Below are 19,513 nucleotides of genomic sequence, written 5' to 3'. Positions count from 1 at the left end.
CAGCCGGAAACAGACCCTACGAGCGGGGGGACGAAAGCCATGCAACGTCGGCTCGCGATTGACGACCACCCGTCACCGCAGGTGCAGCGCGCCTGCCGGCCGGATTCCGCGGCGGAGGCCCGCGATTTCGCCCGCGGCTTCGCCGCGCTGCTCCACCCCGAGCCCTCCGCACTGACCACTCAGAACCTGTTGCTGCTGGTGTCCGAGCTGGTCGCCAACGCGCTGCGGCACGCCGGCGCCGTCACGGCCCTGCGCCTGCGCGCGGACCCCGCGCGCATCGAGGTGTGTGTCGAGGACCCCAGCCCCACGCCGCCGCAGGAGCGCAGCCCCGACCTGACCGGCAGTCACGGCGGCTTCGGATGGCCCATGGTGCACACGCTGGCCGCCGATGTCACGGTCCTCCCGGGGACGGGCGGCGGCAAGACGGTCCGGGCGACCCTGACGCGCTGAGCGCGGCGGAACCACCGGGCCCGGGAACGGGCTCAGCCCTCGCGGCCGCTGTCGGCCATGGGGGAGGCCGGCGACTCGGCGTCGATGGCCTGCGCCACGGACGCGTACAGGGGCAGGACGGTGTCGAGCCCGGTGAGGGTGAAGAGCCGTGCCAGAACGGTGGAGGGCGCCGCGAGACGCAGGGCCGGACCCAGCGCGTGGTGCGCCTGGAGCAGGACGTTGATCGTGGCGGAGTCGGCGAAGGTGACCGCTGACAGGTCGATGACGACCGGGGCCACGCCGTCCTCGGCCGCCCGTCGCAGAGTCCCGCTCAGCGGTTCGATGTTGTCGATGTCGAGGTGTCCCGTGACGGTGACGACGAGGGCGCCGCGCTCCCGGCGCACGGTCGGCTCGCCCTCTCCCGCTATCGGTCGGCCTCCACTGGGCTGCGGCAGCACGGTGCACCTCGCTGTAGGGCTGACGGTCGGGGCAAGACAGCGGGCCGGACGTTCCACACGACCAAGTGACCAGCTCGGACCAGGATAGAAGCGATAGTTGCCGTTTGACAACATTCGCCATAAGGCAACAATCTGTTCTCGTCACATCACGAGGCGGCTGCGCCTGCCGTGGCTGGGGACGAAGGGGCGGCCTGAGATCCGCTGCACGCTGTCAGAACATGAGCGTGGCCGCCGACGACGAGTGGGCCGCCACCCTCATCGGTGAGGGGGAGGAGGCCGCCGCGTGGCACGCATCGAGCCTTGCCCCCACACGGGAACGCGGCGGTGACTGCGCGGCCCCCTCCCGGCGGGAGGACCCCCTGCCCACCCCTGAGCGCCTCCGCCGGTTCAACGGCGCCCGGGGCGCCCACCCTTCCGCGTGCGCGGCGGCCCGGCCGGCCACGGTGACGGGACACCCGACCACCCCGTTCCGTCCCGCGGCGTGGTCCCTGTCAGCTCCCGCCTCTGCCCTCGTCCCCGGACGAAGAATGTCTGAGAGACCGTGACTCAACCGCGTGAAGTAGAACGAGCCGTGCGGGCCTCGGCCGCGCACGCTCTGGTGGACACGCTTCGTGAGGTGCTCGCCGCACGCTACGGAGCACTCTCCGTGGAGTTGCTGCTCGCGGACCACGGGGCCACGGTGCTCACCCCCTTCCGCGCGGCGGGGGCGGCGGCCACGCGCGTCCCGGTCGTCAACAGCGCCGAGGGCAGAGCCTTCGGCAGCCGCCAGCCCCACCAGCAGACCCGGCACGGCGACCTCGTCGAGCACCACTTCCCGGTGGCCGTCCGGGGGGAGCGCACCGGCGTCCTCACCGTGTGGCTGCCCGCCGAGCGCTCCGTCCCCGACACCGTCCGCGACCTCGTCCACGTGGCCGGTCTGCTCGGCCACGAGCTCCTGGTGGCCGAGCGCGACACCGACGTCTACCGGCGGGCCCGGCGCCTGAGCCGGCTCACCCTGGCCGCCGAGATGCAGTGGCAACTCCTCCCGGCCCGGGCCTGTTCCGCCGAGGAGTACGCCATCGGCGCCCAGCTCGAACCCGCCCACGACACCCACGGCGACAACTACGACTGGGCCTCGGACGCCGACGAGCTGACCCTCGCCGTCACCGACGGCATGGGCACCGGCGTCAACGCCTCGATGCTCACCCACCTCGCCGTCAGTGCGCTGCGCAACGCCCGCCGGGCCGGTATCAGCATCGAGGACCAGGCGGCCCTGGCCGACCAGGCCCTCTACGCCCAATACCGCGGAGCCGCCTACGTCTCCACCCTGTTGCTGCGCTTCGACCTCGCGACCGGCCACGTCCAGGCCGTGGACGCCGGCTCGCCCCAGCTGTGGCGGATGCGGGGGAGAGCGGTCGAGCGGATAGCACTCGATCCCCAGATGCCGCTCGGCATGTTCGAGGAGACGCACTACAAGGCGCAGGAATTCGACGTGCGGCCCGGGGACCGGCTGCTCGTCGTCAGCGACGGCGTGTACGCGGCACGGTCGCCCCAGGGGGAGGCGTACGCGGAACGTGCCCTGGCGCGGGCCCTGCACGCCGGCGGGCTGCTCCCGGCCGCCGCCGTGCCCCGCGCCGTACTGCGCGACCTGGCCGATTTCCGTGCCGCGGAATCGACGGACGACACGCTGGTGCTCTGCATCGACTGGTTCGGCACGCCCGGGGACCGGCCGCCCGGACCGGCGGCCTCCCGAGGCTGAGCCCGTGAGCGGCCGGAAGCGAACGGCGCCTCAGTGGCCCACCGCCTTGGCCCACTTCTCCCGGACCGTGCGCACCGCCTTGTCCAGCTGCGCCTCGGTGGGGAACTGCGGCGTGCCCTCGACCGTCGGCAGCCGTGCGGCCAGGGACTTGTTCAGGGTCCCGTCCTTCGCCATGACGGCCAACAGCACCGGGCGGGCGTAGTCCACCAGCCGCAGGTTCTGGCCCTCCGGACTGAACAGGTACTCCTCCCACAGCCGTGCCGCCGCCGGATGGGGGGCGTTCTTGTTGATCGCCTGCGCGTAGTACTGCGAGAAACTGCCGTCGAAGGGAATGGAGACCTTCCACTTCACGCCCGTCCCGCGGAGCTGGTCGAGGTGTGCCAGGTTGAGGTAGCCCCATTCGATGCTGATCGGTGTCCTGCCCCGGGCGATCGAGGAGGGGCTGGGGGCGGCACGGTTGTAGTTGCCCATCTTGTTGAGCCGGGCGAAGAAGTCGATGCCCGGCTGGATGTCGTCGAACGACCCCCCGTTGGCGAGCGCCGCCGCGTACACGGCGGCGAAGGCCGATCCCGCGTCCGTGGGCCGGCCGTACATCGAGACCAGGCCCTTGTACTCCGGCCGGAGCAGATCAGCGAAGGAGTCGGGGCAGGTCCGGACGCGGGAGGCGTCGCAGCCGATGGAGACGTAGCCGCCGTAGTTGTTGTACCAGCGGGCCTCGGCGTCCTTCTGCTCCGGCGGGATCCGGTCGAACGGCGCGACCCGGTAGGGGGCCAGCAGATTCTGCCGGGCCGCGGACTGGGCGAAGGTGTCCCCGACGTCGATGACGTCGGGGGCGCGCCGCGGGCCGCGGTAGCGCTTGACGGCGTCGATCTCCTGCTCGCTGTGGTCGTTCGGCTCGCTGACGACGACCTTGATGCCGTACTTCTTCTCGAAGCCGTCGATCAGCCCGCCGTAGTTGGCCCACTGGCGCGGCAGCGCGATCGTGTTGAGCCTGCCCTCCCGCTTCGCCGCCCTGACCAGCGCCGCCGACCCGCCCACGTCCGCGGCCGACTCGGCCCGCGAGGGCGGGACCGGCCGGGTCGGCCCCCCTTCCCCGCAGGCACCGACACCGGGCGTCACCAGGCCGAGAACGCACAGGAGGGCGCCCGCGCGGGCCCGATGATGTCTCGTCACAACGCCTCCAGCAGGACCAGGTGAGGGGCGGTCCGCCGGGCGGGTCACCGCCCGAAGCGTCGCTTCGCGTCAATGGTCCGGATTAGCCTACTCTGCGCCTTGCTGCGGCGACTCGTCTTCCGGGGCCGGGGCGTCGGCGCCGATCGTCTGGGCGGCCCAGATCGTCTTGCCCCGGGCCGAGTAGCGGGTGCCCCACTGATCGGCGAACTGCGCCACCAGGAACAGGCCGCGGCCGTCCTCGTCGGTGTCCTTCGCCTGGCGGATGTGCGGGGAGGTGCTGCTGCCGTCGGAGACCTCGCAGATCAGCGAGCGGGTACGCAGCAGCCGCACGTGAATCGGCTCGGCGCCGTGGCGAATGGCGTTGGTGATCAGCTCGCTGAGGATGAGTTCGGCGCCGACGGCGAGGTGCCGCAGCCCCCAGTCCGCCACCTGGCGCACGCAGGCGTTACGGACCGGGCCCACCGCCGCCGGGTCGCGGGGCACCTCCCACTCGGCGATGTGCGACGGGTCCAGCCGCCGGGTCCGGGCCACCAGCAGCGCGACGTCGTCGGCGGACCGGGCGGGCAGCAGCTCGTGCATGACGGTGGCACAGGTGTCCTCCGGGGTGCGGTCCGGCCCGCCGAGGGCCGCCCGCAGGGCTTCCAGCCCCGTGTCCAGGTCGCGGCTGCGGTTCTCGACCAGCCCGTCCGTGTAGAGCACCAGCCGGGACCCCTCCGGCAGCGACAGTTCCGCGGTCGCGAAGGGCAGGCCGGTGCCCAGCCCCAGCGGCGGGGAGACCGGCGGGTGCAGGAACTCCACCGTCCCGCCGGGGTGGACCACGGCCGGCGGCAGATGGCCGGCCGTGGCCGCGGTGACCCGCCCGGACACGGCGTCGTACACCACGTACAGGCAGGTGGCGCCGGTGATCGCCGGGGCGTCGTCGGCGTCCTCGTCCTGCCGGTCCAGGCGGGTCACCAACTCGTCCAGGTGGCCCAGCAGCTCGTCGGGGGAGAGGTCCAGGGCCGAGAAGTTGTGCACGGCGATGCGCAGCCGGCCCATGGTGGCCGCCGCGTGCAGACCGTGCCCGACCACGTCGCCGACGACCAGCGCCACCCGCGCGCCGGGCAGCGGGATGACGTCGAACCAGTCCCCGCCCACCCCCGCCTGGGCGGGAAGATAGCGGTGCGCCACCTCCAGGGCGTCCTGGTCCGGCAGGCCACGGGGCATCAGACTGCGCTGGAGCGTCATCGCCATCGTGCGCTCGCGGGTGAAGCGCCGGGCGTTGTCGATCCCCACCGCGGCCCGCCCCACCAGCTCCTCGGCAAAGGACAGGTCCTCCTCGTCGAACGGGGCGGAATTGCCCCACCGCCAGAAGTCCACCGTTCCCAGCACGACGCCGCGGGCGCGCAGCGGGACGACCGCCAGGGAGTGCACCCCGTGGTCCAGGATGCGCTGGGTGCGTTCCGGGTCCTGGGACCGCCAGGCGGAGGAGCCCGCGAGATCCGGCTCCAGCGTCGAGCCGGCCCGGTCCCCGTCCGCCGCCGGAGTACCGGGGACGCACGCGAGCAGCTCGCCCACGGGGTAGAGCGGGTGGTCCGGCGTCAGGCCGGCGAGGGCCGTCCGGCGCAGCTCGGTTCCCGCCCCGGCCGGCTCCTCGCCGGTCAGCACCGGATCCTGCAGCGCGACGGTGACGATGTCGGCGAACCGGGGGACCGCCACCTGCGCCAGTTCCTCGGCGGTGCGCGCGACATTGAGGGTGGAGCCGATCCGCACCCCCGCGTCGTACAGCAGCCGCAACCGCTCCCGCGCCACCTCGGCGCGCCCCGACAGCCACCTGAGTTCGGTGGTGTCGCGCAGGGTCACCACGCTGCCCTGGTGGGTTCCGTACGGGCTGGTGGACCGCTTGTTGACGGCCAGGAGCCGGTCCTGCGCCAGATGCACCTCGTCGGTGGCGATCCGGTCCGACGCCAGGAGTTCGGCGGTGCGGGGGTCCAGCCCCAGGTCGTCGACGGCGCGTCCCTCGGCGTCGGCCGGCAGGTCCAGCAGCCGCCGGGCCTCGTCGTTGGCCAGCACCAGCCGCCCGTCGCGGCCGACGATGAGCACGCCCTCGCGCACCGCGTGCAGCACCGCGTCGTGATGCTCGTACATCCGGGTCATCTCGGCCGGCCCCAGACCGTGGGTCTGCCGGCGCAGCCGACGGCTCACCAGCGCCGCGCCGCCGCCGGCGAGTGCCAGCGCCACCACCGCGATGCCCAGGAAGAGCGGCAGCTGCCGGTTGACGGACTTCTGCACCTTCTCCACGGTGACCGGCGCGGCGACGATGGCGATGACCCTGCCCGAGGAGTCCTTGACGGGGGCCGCGGAGACCACGGAGAGGCCCAGGGCGCCCTCGAAGGTCCTGGTGAACGACTTGCCCCGGGCGGCATCGGCGTACGGCCCGATCACGTGCTTGCCGAGCTGCCGCGGGTCGCTGTGGGTGAGCGTGATCCCGTCGAGCTTGTACACGATGAGGGCGTCGACGCCGGAGGCTTTCCGTGCCGCCTCGGCGAGCGGCTGGAGCTTGGCGCTCGGATCGGGGCTGTTCAGGGCCTGCTGAAGCCCCCATGAGTGCGCGAAGGACTCCGCGGCGGCGAGCGTGCGGTGCCGGGCGTCGGTCATGGTGTCCCGCCGGGTCTGCACGACGAAGACCACCACCGCAGCCGCGACGAGCAACACCACGAGCACCAGCTGAAGGAGGAAAACCTGCCGGGAGACGCTGCGGGTCAACCACGAGCGCCGGATGCGCCGCCCCTCCCCGGCCCCCGGGGAGGGCTCCTCCCGGCGGTCGCCGGTCCCGCCCCCGTCAGGCTCCGTCTCCGGAAAAGCGGAACGATCGGGCGCGCGGCTCAGCCAACGCCGGAATCGACCCGAGTGTCCGCTCATGATTCACATTTATCCTGCCTCGTCCGGGCGGCGGCAAGGCGTGCTACGGCAGCTGCCCCACGGGCCGACGAGGACGGGCCCGGGTGCGGGGCGTTCGTCCGCGACCGGTCCGGCAGTGGCGTCCGGCCCGGCCTCCGCCCGCGCACGGGCGGGTGCCCCGCCCGGAGGGACATGCCGGCACCCCCGGCGGCCCGCCCGGACGCCTCGGCGCGCCGAGCGCACCGAGCCGCTCCAGGCTGACCTTCGACGACCCCGACGATCAGCTCCACCGAGACGCTGGAGGGCGAAGCGCATGGCGGTGCGGCATCAGCTGATCAAGAGGGCTCCGGCCGCGGTCCGGGCGGTCCTCTCCGACGCCTCCCGTTACGCGGACTGGGTCGTCGGTACGGCACACTCGCGGCCCGATGAGGGGCGCTGGCCCGAGCCGGACTCCACCCTCGCGTACACCGTCCGCGTGGGGCCGTGGACGCTGAACGGACACACCGTCGTCCGCCGCTGCGAGCCGCCGGAAAATCTGGAACTGGAAGTCGACAGCGGCCCGCTGGGCACCGCCCGGATCGCCATCTACGTCCGCCCCTGGGGCGAACACACCTTCGTCATCGTCGACGAGCACCCCCTGGCCGGGCCCGGCGGAACGCTGCACAACGCGGCGCTGGACACCTTCCTCCAACTGCGCCACCGCAGCATGCTGAACCGGCTCGCCACGGTGGTCGAGAACGCACCACGGGAGCTCGGCGCCAGACACTGATCCGACTTCCGCAGCAGATCGGGCCTCCAGCTCCCCTTGCCGCTGCCGCTGCCACCGCCTCCGTCACCGAACCGACTTCGGTGAAACACCTAAATCACGGCCACGGCCGGAAGCGGGAGTCCGGGGGGCCGAGTTCCCGCGCTGGGGCCCGCCACCATGGGCTCACCGCTTCACTGTCGTGGCCGTGGCGGACCGCGAGTGCCGCGTGGCCCAGCCGCCGTCGTTGCAGAGGCTCTTGACACGCCGATGGGCCGGTCACACACTCCTCTGACATCGTTGTCATCCGTTGCGGCGACGCTCTCCGCACACCCTCGTCCGAGGAGTCGCGGAAGAGCGGCGCGCCCGTCGCCGGGCCTCGCGGCACCCTGCTTCCTGCCCGGCATCCCCTCCGTTCCCAGAGCCGCCAGCGAACCGCGGGAGAAGTAGTCACCTCATGAGGCACTCACTGTGGACAGGCCGGTACCTGCGACCGGCATGCGCCGTCGTCACCGCGGTGGCGGCCGGGCTGATAGCCCCGCTCGTCAGCGCGACCCCCTCCATGGCGGTCGAATCCGACCCCGCCGGCTATGTGGACCCCTTCATCGGATCCACCGGCTCCGGCAACACCCATCCCGGGGCCGCCCTGCCGTTCGGCATGATCGCCTGGTCACCCACCACGCACCTCAAGGGAGACGGCTACGACCCGACCAAGCCGTTGCGGGGTTTCTCGCTGACCCACCTGAACGGCGCCGGCTGCGACCCCGGCCCCGGCGGCGACATCCCGATCATGCCGTACGCCGGCGAGGTGAATTCCGCGCCCGGTTCCGCCGACGATGACGACAAGTACGTGACCGCCTTCGCGGACGGTACGGGCAATGACGACTCGAAGACGGGCGAGGGACAGATCGCCGCGCCCGGCCATTTCCGGGCCCGGCTCACGTCAGGGGTCGGAGCGGACCTGGCGGCCACGCAACGCGCGGGTATCGCCGATTTCACCTACCCCACGGACACAGCACACCCGGCCGACGGTCAGCCGGCCAGCCTGCTCTTCCGGGTGTCGAACTCGCTCAACGGCAGCAAGGACGCCCACATCGACATCGACGCGACGGACCGCACCACGGTGAGCGGCTGGGTGGACGGTGGCGGCTTCTGCGGCCACCGGCTCAACGGGGGCGACCCCAATCCCGACCGCAGGAGTTACTACCGCCTGTACTTCACGGCAGCCTTCGACCGGCCGTTCACTTCCTGGGGTACCTGGAAGGACGGCGTACGCAGGCCCGGTTCCTCCTCTGCCGGCGGCGGCGAGACCTTCGAGAAGAGCCGTTCCGGCAAAGGATCGGGTGGATACGTCACCTTCGACAAGGGAACCGACCACGTGGGGATGCGGGTCGGGATCTCCTACGTTTCCCTCGCGGGCGCGAAGAACAATCTGCAGCACGAAATTCCCCAGGCATCGGGTCGGAAGACGACGACAGTCCTTGAGGACGTCAAGCAGAAGGGCCGGAAACGCTGGAATGACGTGCTGTCGGGAATCACGATCGGTGGAACGCAGGACACCGAGCGTCTGAAGGTCTTCTACACGGCGCTGTACCACGCACTGCAACAGCCCAATGTCATCAGCGACGTCGACCGCCGGTACCCCGGAATCTCGCCCGACCCGGAAAGCTCAGCCGCCCCCACGTCCACGATTCAGAAGGTGAAGCCGGGCCAGGAGGCGCAATACAGCAACTTCTCCGGCTGGGATCAGTACCGGGCCCAAGTGCAGCTGCTCGCACTGCTCCAGCCCGAGGTGGCAGGGGACTTCGCCCAGTCGCTGTACAGCTTCGCCCAGCAGAACAAGCAGCGGAGTGGGGACCCGGAGGTCTGGGACCGCTGGATCCACCTCAACGGCCCGACGCATGTGATGTCCGGGGATCCGTCAGCGGCGACACTGGCCACCTTCTATGCCATGGGAGTGCGGAACTTCGACTCCTACGGCGCCTTCGAATCCCTCTACCGCCAGGCCACCACGCCCGCTGCCGGGGAGAAGTCCACCGTGGGCTGCAACGGCCAGTGCCGCCCCGCCCGCCCGAACCTGACCGATTACCAGAAGCTGCGGTACGCACCCGGCGAGAAGTGCGGCGGAGGCTGCTGGGGCGGGGCCTCCGAGACCCTGGAGGAATCCGTCGCGGACACGGCTCTCGCCGCATGGGCCCGGGCAATGCAGCGCGACGTGAAGGACCCGGCGCAGAAGAAGCAACTGGCGACACAGCAGAACCTGGGGCCGCGGGGCGGGTACTGGCAGAACGTCTTCCATGACAAGGCCGAGGGCAAGGAGGGGTACATCCAGCCCAGAAATGCCGACGGTTCGTGGGTGACCGATCCGGCGGACCACACCTTCCATCCGGAAAGGCAGACCGGGTTCGCCCAGGGCAGCGCCGCTCAATATGTGTGGATGGTGCCGCAGGATCCCCAGGGCCTCGCCGCGAAGATGGGCGGCTCCGAGAACGCGGCCAGGCGTCTGGACGCCTTCTTCCACCTCACACCGGGCACCGACGGGTGGAGCTACACACAGAACACCGACGGGGCGCACTACGACCCGTCCAACGAGCCGGACATCCATGCCCCGTGGCTGTACAACGCGCTCGGAAAGCCCTGGAAGACGCAGGAGACGGTGCGGGCCATCCTTGACAGCGCCTACAACAGCGGCCACGGCGGCCTCCCGGGCAACGACGACCTCGGCACCATGTCCGCCTGGTACGTCTTCTCCGCGCTCGGGATCTACCCCAAGGCTCCCGGCTCCGGCGACCTGCTGCTCGGCGCCCCCGTCTTCCCGAAGGCCGTCCTCCACAGGCCCGGCAAGGCCGACCTCACCCTCACCGCCACCGGCGCGAGCAGCACCAACAGGTACGTCCACGCGGCGAACTTCACCGCCGGCACGACGAGGAGCCCGCGCGCTCTGCCTTCATGGATCGACGCCGCGTCGGTCAACAGCGGCGGCACCCTGCATTTCACCTTCGGCACCGACAAGAACTGGGCCACCTCGACCGAGCTGCCCCCATCCCTTTTCCAGCAGGTGAATTCGAAGAAGTAGAAGCACTTCTGCTCGGCTGCTCAAAACGGGCCTGGAATCAGGCTGACTCCTGCACGATCCAGGCCCGTTGACCTCACCTTTCCGTTTCTCTTCGCGGCGCCGCACCGCTGGCATCCGGCCCGTGCCCTCACCCCCTGCCCGAAGGGGAAACCGTGTGGTGCTTTCTCCCCCCTTCGATTCCTCTTTGGAGGTAGCAATGAGACCGTCTACCTGGATGAGCATCGCCGTTGCCACGGCGGTGTCGCTGGGCACGACCTCCGCCGCGTTCGCCGTGTCACCACCGCGAGCCGGCAAGAGCACTCCCGCCGCGACCGCTCCCCTATGCCGGGTGAGCTCCGCCCGTTCAGCGCAGGACTTCCCGGTGCTTCCGTCGGCTGAACGGGAAAGGAAGCGACTGGGGCGCACAAACGCCAGAGCCGACTTCCAGCCGACCGGCTACGCCTTGAAGCCCGGCGGAACGCTGAAGGTGTCCCTGGGCGAGCTGCCGAAGGGGGCGACGGCCGAAGCCGTCATCGGCACCTACGGGTACGGCCGGGGCGCGAAGCCCGAACAGCCACGCCGTCACACGCTGGTGAAGGGAAGCAACGCGATTCCGGACGCGGAAGGGGGCGTGGTGTGGATCCGCGTCAGCTCCGAGGACGCGGGCTCGGCGGGACCTGTCCCGATCACCTTCGGAACGCAGGACGTGAACGAGATCCCGGTCTTCTGCGACGGGAAGACCCACCCGGGCTCCTGGAGGCGAGCAATAGAGAACTCGCAGCTGAAGGACGACCATTCACCCGTACAGATCGTCGGAAAACACGTGGTCCTCACGGTCTGGAGATCGAGCGCACTGAAGTATGCCGATCACGACCCCGGCGCCCTGCTGCGCGCGTACGAGAACATCCTGCGCGCGGAGGACCGCATCGCCGCCATCGGCTCTTCATCGGGTGAAGCTCCGGAGAGCCCACTGAGGATCCTCGCTTCCGAAAGGCTCAGCGGGGACCCCAACGCGACGAATTACCGCATCAGCCTCCCGGCCGGCGGTGCCGAGGGCATGCTCACCGTTGCCGGACTGAAAGGCGCATGGGGAGTGTGGCACGAGCTCGGGCACATGCAGCAGCAGGCCTCGTGGACACCAAAGGCCTTGACCGAGACCTCGGTGAACGTCTACTCGCTCGCGGCCCAGCGAAGCTTCCAGGAGGAGCCTTCCAAGGCCGCCCCGTACGACAAGAAGGCCCACGACTTCCTGGACGATCCCCGCCCGGACAAGAAGTTCGAGGACAACAAGAACTTCTATGTCCGACTCGTCATGCTGGAACAACTGCGCGCGGCGTTCGGGGATCAATTCTTCACGGCCCTCCACAAGGAGGTGCGGGCCCACGAGCAAGTTGCCGGCGACGCCCAGCGCCGGAAGAACTTCATGGTGCTCTCCTCGAAGATCGCCGGCAAGGATCTGACGCGATTCTTCACCGAGTGGGGCTGGAAACCGGACGAGTCGACGCGCAGCGCCGTCGCCGCTCTCCACTTGCGGGCCCCGGCCAAGGATCCGGCACGGATCCACCTCGCTGCGCCCACGCAGGTGACGTCGGTGGTGCGGGCGGCGGACGGACAGCTCACCCTCAGCGGAACGGCTGAGCCGAACAGCCGGCTGAAGACCACCAGCACCCCGAAGGGCTCCTGGTGGGACCCGGTGACCAACGTTCCCGCTCATGCCGGGGCCGACGGTACGTTCACCTTGAAGACCGCGCGCACCTTCAACGGGCAGGTCGCCGTCACGTCGTACGACTCGGCCGGCCACGCCCTCCACGAGTCGAATCACTACACCCTGCCGACGCCGACACATGTGCAGTCGGCGGTGCGGGGCAAGGACCGATGGATCACCCTCAGCGGCACAGCTGCCCCGAACAGCCGGCTGAAGACCACGACCAACCCGGCCGTCGGCTGGTACGACCCGGAAACCGGTGCTCCCGCTCACGCCGACGCGGACGGCACCTTCACCCTGAAGACCAAGCGCACCATCAAGGGTCGGGCAGCGGTCAAGTCCTACGACCCGAAGACGGGGCGACCGCTCGCCGAGTCCCCTCACGTCGCTCTCAAGGACTCGTGAAGCCTGGTGACGTGAAGCGAGCCGGCAATGTCCCGGTAGCGGCGTCTACCAGGGCACGACCTGCCCCTGGTAGTCGACGAAATGCAGACCCGGCTTCCCGCGGTGGCCCTCGATCGTCTCCGCGACCCCGGGAATGCTCTGCTCCACGCTGAGCTCGGCGTCGGGCCCACCGAGGTCGGTACGCACCCAGCCCGGATCGAGGAGCAGCAGCGTCCGCGTGTCCTCGGCGGTGCGGGCGGCGAAGCTGCGCATCAGTTGGTTCAGCGCCGACTTGCTGGCCCGGTACAGGTCCTGACCGCCCTCGGTGTTCAGCGCGATGCTGCCCTGGTCGGAGGACATCACCCCGATGGTCCCGGCCGGCGCGACCAGCGGGCGGAGGGTCTCCACGACGCGCATCGGGCTGAGGGCATTGGTCACCATGACCTCGGTGAACATCTCCGTCGGCACCTCGCCGATCGGGAGATCGCCCCGCGTGATGGCGGCGTTGACGAAGAGCAGGTCGAGGGTGCGCGTCGCCAGTCGGTCGCGCAGCGCCGAGATCTGCTCCGGTGCGGTCATCTCCAGCGACTCGATGGTCAGTCGCCCTTCCGAGGCATCGGCCAGGTCGTGGAGCCCGGTGCGCCGGCTGCCGCGGACGGTACCGATGACGTCCCAGCCGCGGCGGAGGTACTCGGCGGCGAGCGCGAGGCCCAGGGTCCGGGAGGCCCCGACGATGAGAGCGGTCTTGCGGGTGTGGGTCATGTCATTCCTGTCGTGGGTCAGGGCGTAGGTCGGCCGTGGAACGGGACTGCCGGGAAACCCCGTTGAGGACCACCGTCGGGCGACGGTCATCAACGGGGGAGCAACCAGGGGCCCGTGGCCCGCGCGGGCCGGGAATCCAACTGCCGATCAGCCCGTCGGAGCGGTGCTGACGATCATGCTTCAAGTCTCCGCGCGGTCCCGCCGGGCGTCCAATACTCTTCTGGTCCCATTGATACCGTTACGACATGGATCTGGATCTGCGAAAGCTCCGCTACTTCGCGGCGGTGGCCGAGCATCGGCACTTCGGCCGGGCGGCACAGGCGCTGTTCCTGGCGCAGCCGGTCCTCAGCCGCCATATCCGGGCCTTCGAGCTGGAGTTGGGCTGCGCGCTGTTCACGCGGACCACTCGCAGCGTCGAGCTGACACCCGCAGGGCGGCAGTTGTACGACGAGGCGCCGAGGATCACCACGGTGGTGGACGCGGCCCTGCGGCGGGTGGAAGAGGCCGCGCGGGGTGAACAGCGGCTCATCGTCGCGTTCTCGCCCGGGCTGCATGTGTCGGACGCGATCCGGACGTTCACGGCGCGCCACCCGGAGGTCGAGATCGATGTCTTTCCGCTGCGCTGGTGGGAGCAGGACGCGCCGCTTCGCGACGGTCGCGCACACGTGGGGTACCTGCGGCGCCCCTTCGACGACGCGGGGCTGCGCACCGTCCCCATCGGCCACGAGACCAAGGTCGCGTGCCTGCCCGTGACGCATCCGCTGGCCGGCCGTCCCACACTCACCTCGGCCGACCTCGACGGTGAGCCGATCCTCGACGTCAGGACGCGGCGAACGTCCTCACTGGAGGAGAAGTTCGAGCTGATCGCCTCCGGCCAGGGCCTCGCGCTCGTCCCCGTCAGCGTCGCGGGCTCCTACTCCCGCCCCGACCTCGTCTACCTGCCCGTCACCGACGCCCCGCCGGTCGGGACGTGCCTGGCCGCACCGGAAAGCGGCACCGCGGGCCCCGTACAGGACTTCCTCGCCATCGCCACCGCGACACTGCGCCGGAACGCCGGTGATGAGGAGAGAGCGGAGGCCGGGGCGGCCGTCCCGGCGCCCGAGGGGGGCGACTGAGGGGACGGCCGGGAGGAGGGTCCGCCACGGGGTGCGGGCTCCTTCGCGCCACAGCCCGTTACGCGCCCTCCTTCAAAATCACCAACTCCCCCTTCCCGATGGGGGACAGAGAGCTGAGGTAGCCGTCCGACGCCGCGACCAGACGGTGGAAGTCCTCCATCTGATGGGCGTGCGAGACCGCGTTGTCGACCACGAGAAGATGGCCGTCCGCGAGGATCCGTTGGAGGGACGGCCACCAGTCGGCGTACTGTCCGCGGTCGCTGTCCAGGAAAATGAAGTCATACGCTCCCGCGTCGCAGGTCGCGAGGAAGCGGCCGGCCTCGTCCTCGATCTGGTGAATGCGGGGGGAGAGGCCGGAGCGCTGAAAGTTGCGTTCGGCCATCTCGCGCTTGTGAGGGGCCTGTTCGACGGTGGTGACCGAGCCGCTCTTGCCCACGGCATCGGCGAGCCACAATGTCGAGTAGCCGTTCGACGTGCCGATCTCCAGCAGGTTCTTCGCCTTGGTCGCCTTGATCAGTAACGCGAGGAACGCGCCGGTGTCGTGCGTGATGTTCAGCATTTTCTGGCTTCGGTCGTCCGTCGCCGCATCCTGGGAAGTGCCGAATTCCTCCAGCTCATGCAGCAGTTCGGCGAGACCGTGTTCCATGGCTTATTCCTCTCCTGGCTTCGTGAGTGCCCCATCAGCCGGCCAGACTCTGCATCGCGACGTACAGGCCGAGGAGCAGCAGGGCGACACACAGTACTGTGCGGAACTTCTCCTCGGAGATCCTCCGGCGAATACGGTTGCCGATCGACATCCCGAGGAACGCCGGGACCAAGGCGGCGGCCGACATGACGCCGAGATCCATGCTGAGCAGGTCTTGCGACCGTAGCGACCACGCCAGGCCGACGGTGGAGAGCGTGAAGAGGATCCCCATGCTCTGCACCAGCTGGTCGCGCAGAAGCCCGAGGGATTGCAGGTAGAAGACGCCCGGGACGGCGGACGAGCCGGTCATTCCGGTGAGGAAGCCGTTGGTGGCTCCGAAGAGCACACCCGCGGGGTGGTGCCACCATCTGTCCCTGATGTTCACCCGGAGCCGGAACAGTCCGAGCAATCCGTACACCGCGAGCCCCAAGCCGAGCAGCGCCGACATCACGTCCGCCCGGAAGTAGCTCAGGGTGAAAGCGCCCGAGACGGTAAAGACCGTGGCTGCCAGGAGAAACGGCCAGGTGAGCCGGACGACTTCCCGGCCGTGACCGCCTCGCGACGCCTGGACCACATTGGTCAGGAACGTCGGAAGGAGAATGAGCGCCTTCGCGGGGTGGATCCCGATCGTCGCGGCGAGAATCCCGAGGACGACGGGCGGCAGGCCGAGACCGGTCAATCCCTTGATCAATCCACCCGCGAAGAACGTCAGAACAATCAACGTGACGGTGGCCACGTCGAAGGAGACCAGGGCCGCGTGGGTCAAGAGTGGTGGCCGCTCCGCGGGTGCGCCGACTCAACCCCACGGGAGGCGAAGCACCGCAGGGCCGCCACGACGTCCGCCTGCTCCTCCGAGTCCAGGACCTCGGGCCGCTCCTGTTCGAAGTGGTCGGCGAGCTTGATGATGTCGCCCTTGCGGTCCTCGATGTAGACGGTGTCGACCGCGGCCTGCGTCGCGGCGCGCTCGGCGAACGTGCCCGCGATGTCCTTTGCGGCCGGGACGAAGTTGATGTCGAAGGCACCGATTTGCAGGAGGACGTAGCGTGAAGGCGTGCCGACCGGGGCTCCGTTGACGAAACGGTGCTTGCTCGGATGGGGGACCTGGAACACCTGGTCCGGATGGACGGTGAACATCTCGTCCGTATCGGGAAGTTCGATCGTGATCTGCCCCTTTGAGCAGTACATCATGTCCGACACTTCATTATGGAAGTGATAGGGGACAGCCTTGTGATCGAGGTTGAAAAGGCTGACCCGCAGGCCGTCCTGGTAATGGAACTCTTTCATCTCCATGGCTCAACTCCTTGTCTCGCTGGTGACCAGTCCGGGACCGTCGACGGTGAGGGATCGTGCGGTGAGCGCCGCCACGTCGTCGAGCCAGTCCTCGGCGACCGACTCCGCCGCCTCGACGAATGCGGCGGCGAAGTTGTGCTGGTGCTGCCAGAACCTGACGGGCGCACCGTAGGAGGTGAGATGCGGCGACGGAACAGTGGCGTCGCCCGCACGCTTCATCACCCGATACCCGCCGCGGGCGTCGAGCGCGATCCCGCCCGTGACATATCCGCCCTCTTCATGCGGGACGATCTCGCCCCGCCTCAGAAGGTTCTGTATCAACGGTGACGGGTGGTTCTCCATGCGGAAGTCGTGCCCGCCGGCACGGATCACGCAATCCGCCCGCAGAACCGACTGCCCGCCCTCGTCGGACAGGTAGGCGATCCGGAACCTCCCGTCCTCCTCCACCGCGATCCGCGGCGCGTCATAACCCTGCCGCACGGTCGTCAATACCCCGGCGTCCATCAGAGCGAGGAGCTTCTCCGCGTTCGCGGCGGGCATCGGCACGGCCGTCCGGATGAAGTGGGTGTCCAGCAGGCGGTCGTACGTAGCCTTGTCGCGCGGCGCGAGCTGGTGGTAGAAGCGCAGCCTTCGCGCTCTCAACGCGAGCGTGTAGACGAGATTTCCGGTGTACGAATCCTGGAGATCGCTTGCGAGTTTCTCCTTGGCGGAGGGATAGGGGGGATTTTTGATGTCGTCCCACCCCACTGCCCCGTCAGTTGCCCGGCGCAGGTCCTTGTCCAGGAGGTCCAGAATGCGCTCGATCTTCAGCTGCCCCCGGTGCTCGCGCCGGATGTCCGCGAGCCGCTCCTCCGTCAGGTGGTGCGGCTCGTATCGTGCGAGCGGCCCCCGAACGGGAGAGAAGAACCCGCACCGCGATCCGGCGACGATGTGCAGGGGTTCCTCGCCGGTTCGCGCCGCCGGCCGGTACGACGCGATGTGGCCGTCGTCGGTGTAGGTGAACTCGCCGTCACCGCACAGGGTCATGATGGCGTCGATGCCGCTGGGGCCCATTCCCTGAACGAATACACGGGGGCGCTCGTCGCGTGCGCGTCGCGACCGGATCCGTGCGGCGACGGCGGCTTTCACCGCGTCCGGTGGATAGGGCGATGCGACGAGTCCGCTGTCCCCTGGGAGTGCGTCGGTTGCCCGGGACTGCCAGTGCCCGGTGCTCAGCAGGACGCGGTCGATCCCGTCCACGGTGAACTCGTTGCCGGTGTCGAGGCTCCGCAGGGCCAGGGCGAAACCCCGCTCCGTCGCGTAGCCGTCGACGGCCTCGTGTCGCACGTACTGCTGCGCGTCGATGCCATGGGCACGGGCCCGCTCGACGGTCTCCTGGAACCGCTTTTCCAGATACAGGCCGAACAGCGCACGCGGATAGAACTCACCGTCGCTGGGCTGCCATTCATTCAGCTCGATTCCGGGGTGGGTCTCCCGGATCAACTCCGGATGGTCCCGGATGAGCCATGGCTTGCTCTCGGTCAGCCAGTCGACGAAGTCGTTGCCATGGATCCCCATGGTGCTCGCCTCGTTGTTGCACCGATGGGCAAGCTGGACGTTGTCTTTCGCGTAGGGATACCCCGGACCGTTCACCGGCCCCCGCTCCACCGTGACGATCGTGACGGCCGAGCGGAAGAGCGGGGGCCGGCGGCGTGCATCGGTGAGTCGCTGCACCAGATGCCACAAGGCGCAGGTGCCTGCGAAGCCCGTACCGATGACGCAGTAGGTGAGGTTGCCCCTCATTTTGGCATTCAGGTCAGGACTCCAAGCGTGCGAGGGCGCGCCTGATGCGGATGCCGGCGGTGCTCACGACCGCGGCCGTCCGGCCGCAGTTGATCCGCACGAAGTGGTGCTGGGAGTGCCCCTCCGCGAAATGACTGCCGCAGATCGTGGCGACCTTCGCCTCTTCCAGCAGGAACTGCTCGGCGCTGCCGTAGCCGTGCTTCTGGTAGGCGTGGGCGTAGCCCGAAAGGTCGACGAAGAGGAAGTAGCCCCCCTGGGGAGGGACGATCTTCAACGCGGGGACGGCTTCGAGTTCGCGCAGCATGGCCTGCAGATGGGTGCGTGCGGCCTTCGCCCTGGCGTCCGCCACCTCGTCCATTTCCGGCTGCAGGGCGAGGTGCGTGGCGACCTGTCCGTAAGTGGACGCGAACGAGGTGATGTTGACCTGTGCGCGCGCCGCCGCGTCCACGATGTCCGACGGACCGCAGAGGTAGCCGATCCGATCGCCGTGCATGCCGTACGTCTTGCCCGGTCCGGTCACCGACAGGGTCCACTGCCGCATGGAGCAGCGGCCGCCGTCGGGGAGCGGAACGTCGAGGGCGGCGAAAGTCGTGGCGCGGGCCCCGACGATATGGGCCTCGTAGGGAGTGTCGAACAGGACGTAGACCGGGCTCTCGCCGCAGGACTCGCGCCGCACATTGTGCCGCGCGACGACTTCGGCCAGCGCCGACAGTTCCTCGGTCGAATAGACCTTGCCCGTCGGGTTGATGCAGTCGCCCAGCACGACGAATTTGGTTCGCGCCGAGAGCGCACCGTCAAGAGCCGGCGCCGTGAGGCCGTCCTGCGCCGTGACCAAAACGGTCTTCGGGACGGCCTCGTGCAGCCGCACCATGTCCGAGTAGTGCGGCCAGTTGGGCACCGGGATCACGACTTCGTCGCCCGGGTTCAGCAGGGCGTGGAAGGCCACCGAGATCGAACCCTTCACACCGCCCGGCGTGACCATGATTTCCCGGTCCGGGTCGTAGGTGATTTTGTGCAGGCGAGCCACCCGCGCGGCCACGGACGCCAACAGGAACGGGAATCCCTTGATGGGTGCAAAGGCGTGGATCGTCTCGGAGTTCTTCTCGACGAACTCGATCACGCCCCGGTCGATCCGTGGATCGGTCGGGGTGTCCAGCGCGCCGATGCTGAGGTCGATGATCTGTTCGTCTTCGGGGAGCGACGTGTTGAGCGCGGCAATCTTCGCCGCGGTACCGTGAGTCGCCGATTCAGGGATGTTCAGGACGGCATCGGAGATGCCACGATTTTTCTGCACGGTCGGCCGAGCCACCTC

15 protein-coding genes are annotated in these 19,513 nt (G+C 69.4%); 6 read left to right on the top strand and 9 right to left on the bottom strand.

Features of this window, described 5'->3' with window-relative positions:
- Window positions 1-39: 39 nt before the first annotated feature.
- On the top strand, window positions 40-450 hold the full coding sequence (locus ACQP17_RS01595; protein WP_433854563.1) for an ATP-binding protein: 411 nt from the start codon (window positions 40-42) through the stop codon (window positions 448-450).
- A 32-nt stretch (window positions 451-482) separates the two neighbouring features.
- Here the strand turns inward: ACQP17_RS01595 and ACQP17_RS01590 are convergent, their stop codons facing one another.
- Window positions 483-887, bottom strand: coding sequence for an STAS domain-containing protein (locus tag ACQP17_RS01590; protein ID WP_433854562.1), 405 nt, complete (start codon window positions 885-887; stop codon window positions 483-485).
- Between the two features lie 541 nt (window positions 888-1,428).
- Here ACQP17_RS01590 and ACQP17_RS01585 point away from each other — a divergent pair.
- The gene (locus ACQP17_RS01585; RefSeq protein WP_433854561.1) at window positions 1,429-2,625 is read left to right on the top strand and encodes a PP2C family protein-serine/threonine phosphatase; all 1,197 of its coding nucleotides are present in this window, start codon (window positions 1,429-1,431) and stop codon (window positions 2,623-2,625) included.
- 30 nt (window positions 2,626-2,655) lie between these two features.
- Here ACQP17_RS01585 and ACQP17_RS01580 read toward each other — a convergent pair whose 3' ends face one another.
- Together ACQP17_RS01580 and ACQP17_RS01575 are read right to left on the bottom strand one after the other, a co-directional pair.
- Window positions 2,656-3,798, bottom strand: a complete 1,143-nt coding sequence (locus tag ACQP17_RS01580) for an ABC transporter substrate-binding protein (RefSeq protein WP_433854560.1) — start codon at window positions 3,796-3,798, stop codon at window positions 2,656-2,658.
- A gap of 87 nt (window positions 3,799-3,885) precedes the next feature.
- Window positions 3,886-6,543, bottom strand: a complete 2,658-nt coding sequence (locus tag ACQP17_RS01575) for a SpoIIE family protein phosphatase (RefSeq protein ID WP_433854559.1) — start codon at window positions 6,541-6,543, stop codon at window positions 3,886-3,888.
- 448 nt (window positions 6,544-6,991) lie between these two features.
- Between ACQP17_RS01575 and ACQP17_RS01570 the strand changes: the two genes are divergently transcribed.
- The 3 genes from ACQP17_RS01570 to ACQP17_RS01560 all read left to right on the top strand — a co-directional run bounded on the left by ACQP17_RS01570 (window position 6,992) and on the right by ACQP17_RS01560 (window position 12,588).
- Window positions 6,992-7,447, top strand: a complete 456-nt coding sequence (locus ACQP17_RS01570) for an SRPBCC family protein (protein WP_433854558.1) — start codon at window positions 6,992-6,994, stop codon at window positions 7,445-7,447.
- Between the two features lie 433 nt (window positions 7,448-7,880).
- Window positions 7,881-10,499, top strand: coding sequence for a GH92 family glycosyl hydrolase (locus ACQP17_RS01565; protein WP_433854557.1), 2,619 nt, complete (start codon window positions 7,881-7,883; stop codon window positions 10,497-10,499).
- 214 nt (window positions 10,500-10,713) lie between these two features.
- Window positions 10,714-12,588: a M60 family metallopeptidase gene (locus tag ACQP17_RS01560; RefSeq protein ID WP_433854556.1), complete on the top strand. Its 1,875-nt coding sequence runs from the start codon at window positions 10,714-10,716 to the stop codon at window positions 12,586-12,588.
- 45 nt (window positions 12,589-12,633) lie between these two features.
- On the opposite strand, the gene ACQP17_RS01555 is transcribed toward ACQP17_RS01560, so the two are convergent.
- On the bottom strand, window positions 12,634-13,329 hold the full coding sequence (locus ACQP17_RS01555) for an SDR family NAD(P)-dependent oxidoreductase (protein WP_433854555.1): 696 nt from the start codon (window positions 13,327-13,329) through the stop codon (window positions 12,634-12,636).
- Between the two features lie 245 nt (window positions 13,330-13,574).
- Between ACQP17_RS01555 and ACQP17_RS01550 the strand changes: the two genes are divergently transcribed.
- Entirely contained in the window at window positions 13,575-14,444 is an 870-nt protein-coding gene (locus ACQP17_RS01550; protein WP_433854554.1) for a LysR family transcriptional regulator, read from the top strand.
- 58 nt (window positions 14,445-14,502) lie between these two features.
- Here the strand turns inward: ACQP17_RS01550 and ACQP17_RS01545 are convergent, their stop codons facing one another.
- The 5 genes from ACQP17_RS01545 to ACQP17_RS01525 are packed head-to-tail and all read right to left on the bottom strand — an operon-like array spanning window position 14,503 to window position 19,510.
- Window positions 14,503-15,090: an O-methyltransferase gene (locus tag ACQP17_RS01545; protein ID WP_433854553.1), complete on the bottom strand. Its 588-nt coding sequence runs from the start codon at window positions 15,088-15,090 to the stop codon at window positions 14,503-14,505.
- Between the two features lie 34 nt (window positions 15,091-15,124).
- Window positions 15,125-15,895: a sulfite exporter TauE/SafE family protein gene (locus ACQP17_RS01540; protein ID WP_433854552.1), complete on the bottom strand. Its 771-nt coding sequence runs from the start codon at window positions 15,893-15,895 to the stop codon at window positions 15,125-15,127.
- The gene (locus ACQP17_RS01535; RefSeq protein WP_433854551.1) at window positions 15,892-16,419 is read right to left on the bottom strand and encodes a hypothetical protein; all 528 of its coding nucleotides are present in this window, start codon (window positions 16,417-16,419) and stop codon (window positions 15,892-15,894) included. The genes ACQP17_RS01540 and ACQP17_RS01535 overlap by 4 nt, the downstream gene beginning before the upstream one ends.
- Before the next feature lie 3 nt (window positions 16,420-16,422).
- On the bottom strand, window positions 16,423-18,201 hold the full coding sequence (locus tag ACQP17_RS01530) for an FAD/NAD(P)-binding protein (protein ID WP_433854550.1): 1,779 nt from the start codon (window positions 18,199-18,201) through the stop codon (window positions 16,423-16,425).
- Window positions 18,202-18,214: 13 nt separating this feature from the next.
- Complete coding sequence (locus ACQP17_RS01525; RefSeq protein ID WP_433854549.1) at window positions 18,215-19,510, bottom strand: pyridoxal phosphate-dependent aminotransferase; 1,296 nt, start codon at window positions 19,508-19,510, stop codon at window positions 18,215-18,217.
- Window positions 19,511-19,513 lie beyond the last annotated feature (3 nt).

This window comes from Streptomyces kronopolitis, assembly GCF_050953795.1.
Taxonomy (GTDB): domain Bacteria; phylum Actinomycetota; class Actinomycetes; order Streptomycetales; family Streptomycetaceae; genus Streptomyces; species Streptomyces kronopolitis_A.
This window is presented reverse-complemented; position numbering and strand designations above follow the sequence as displayed.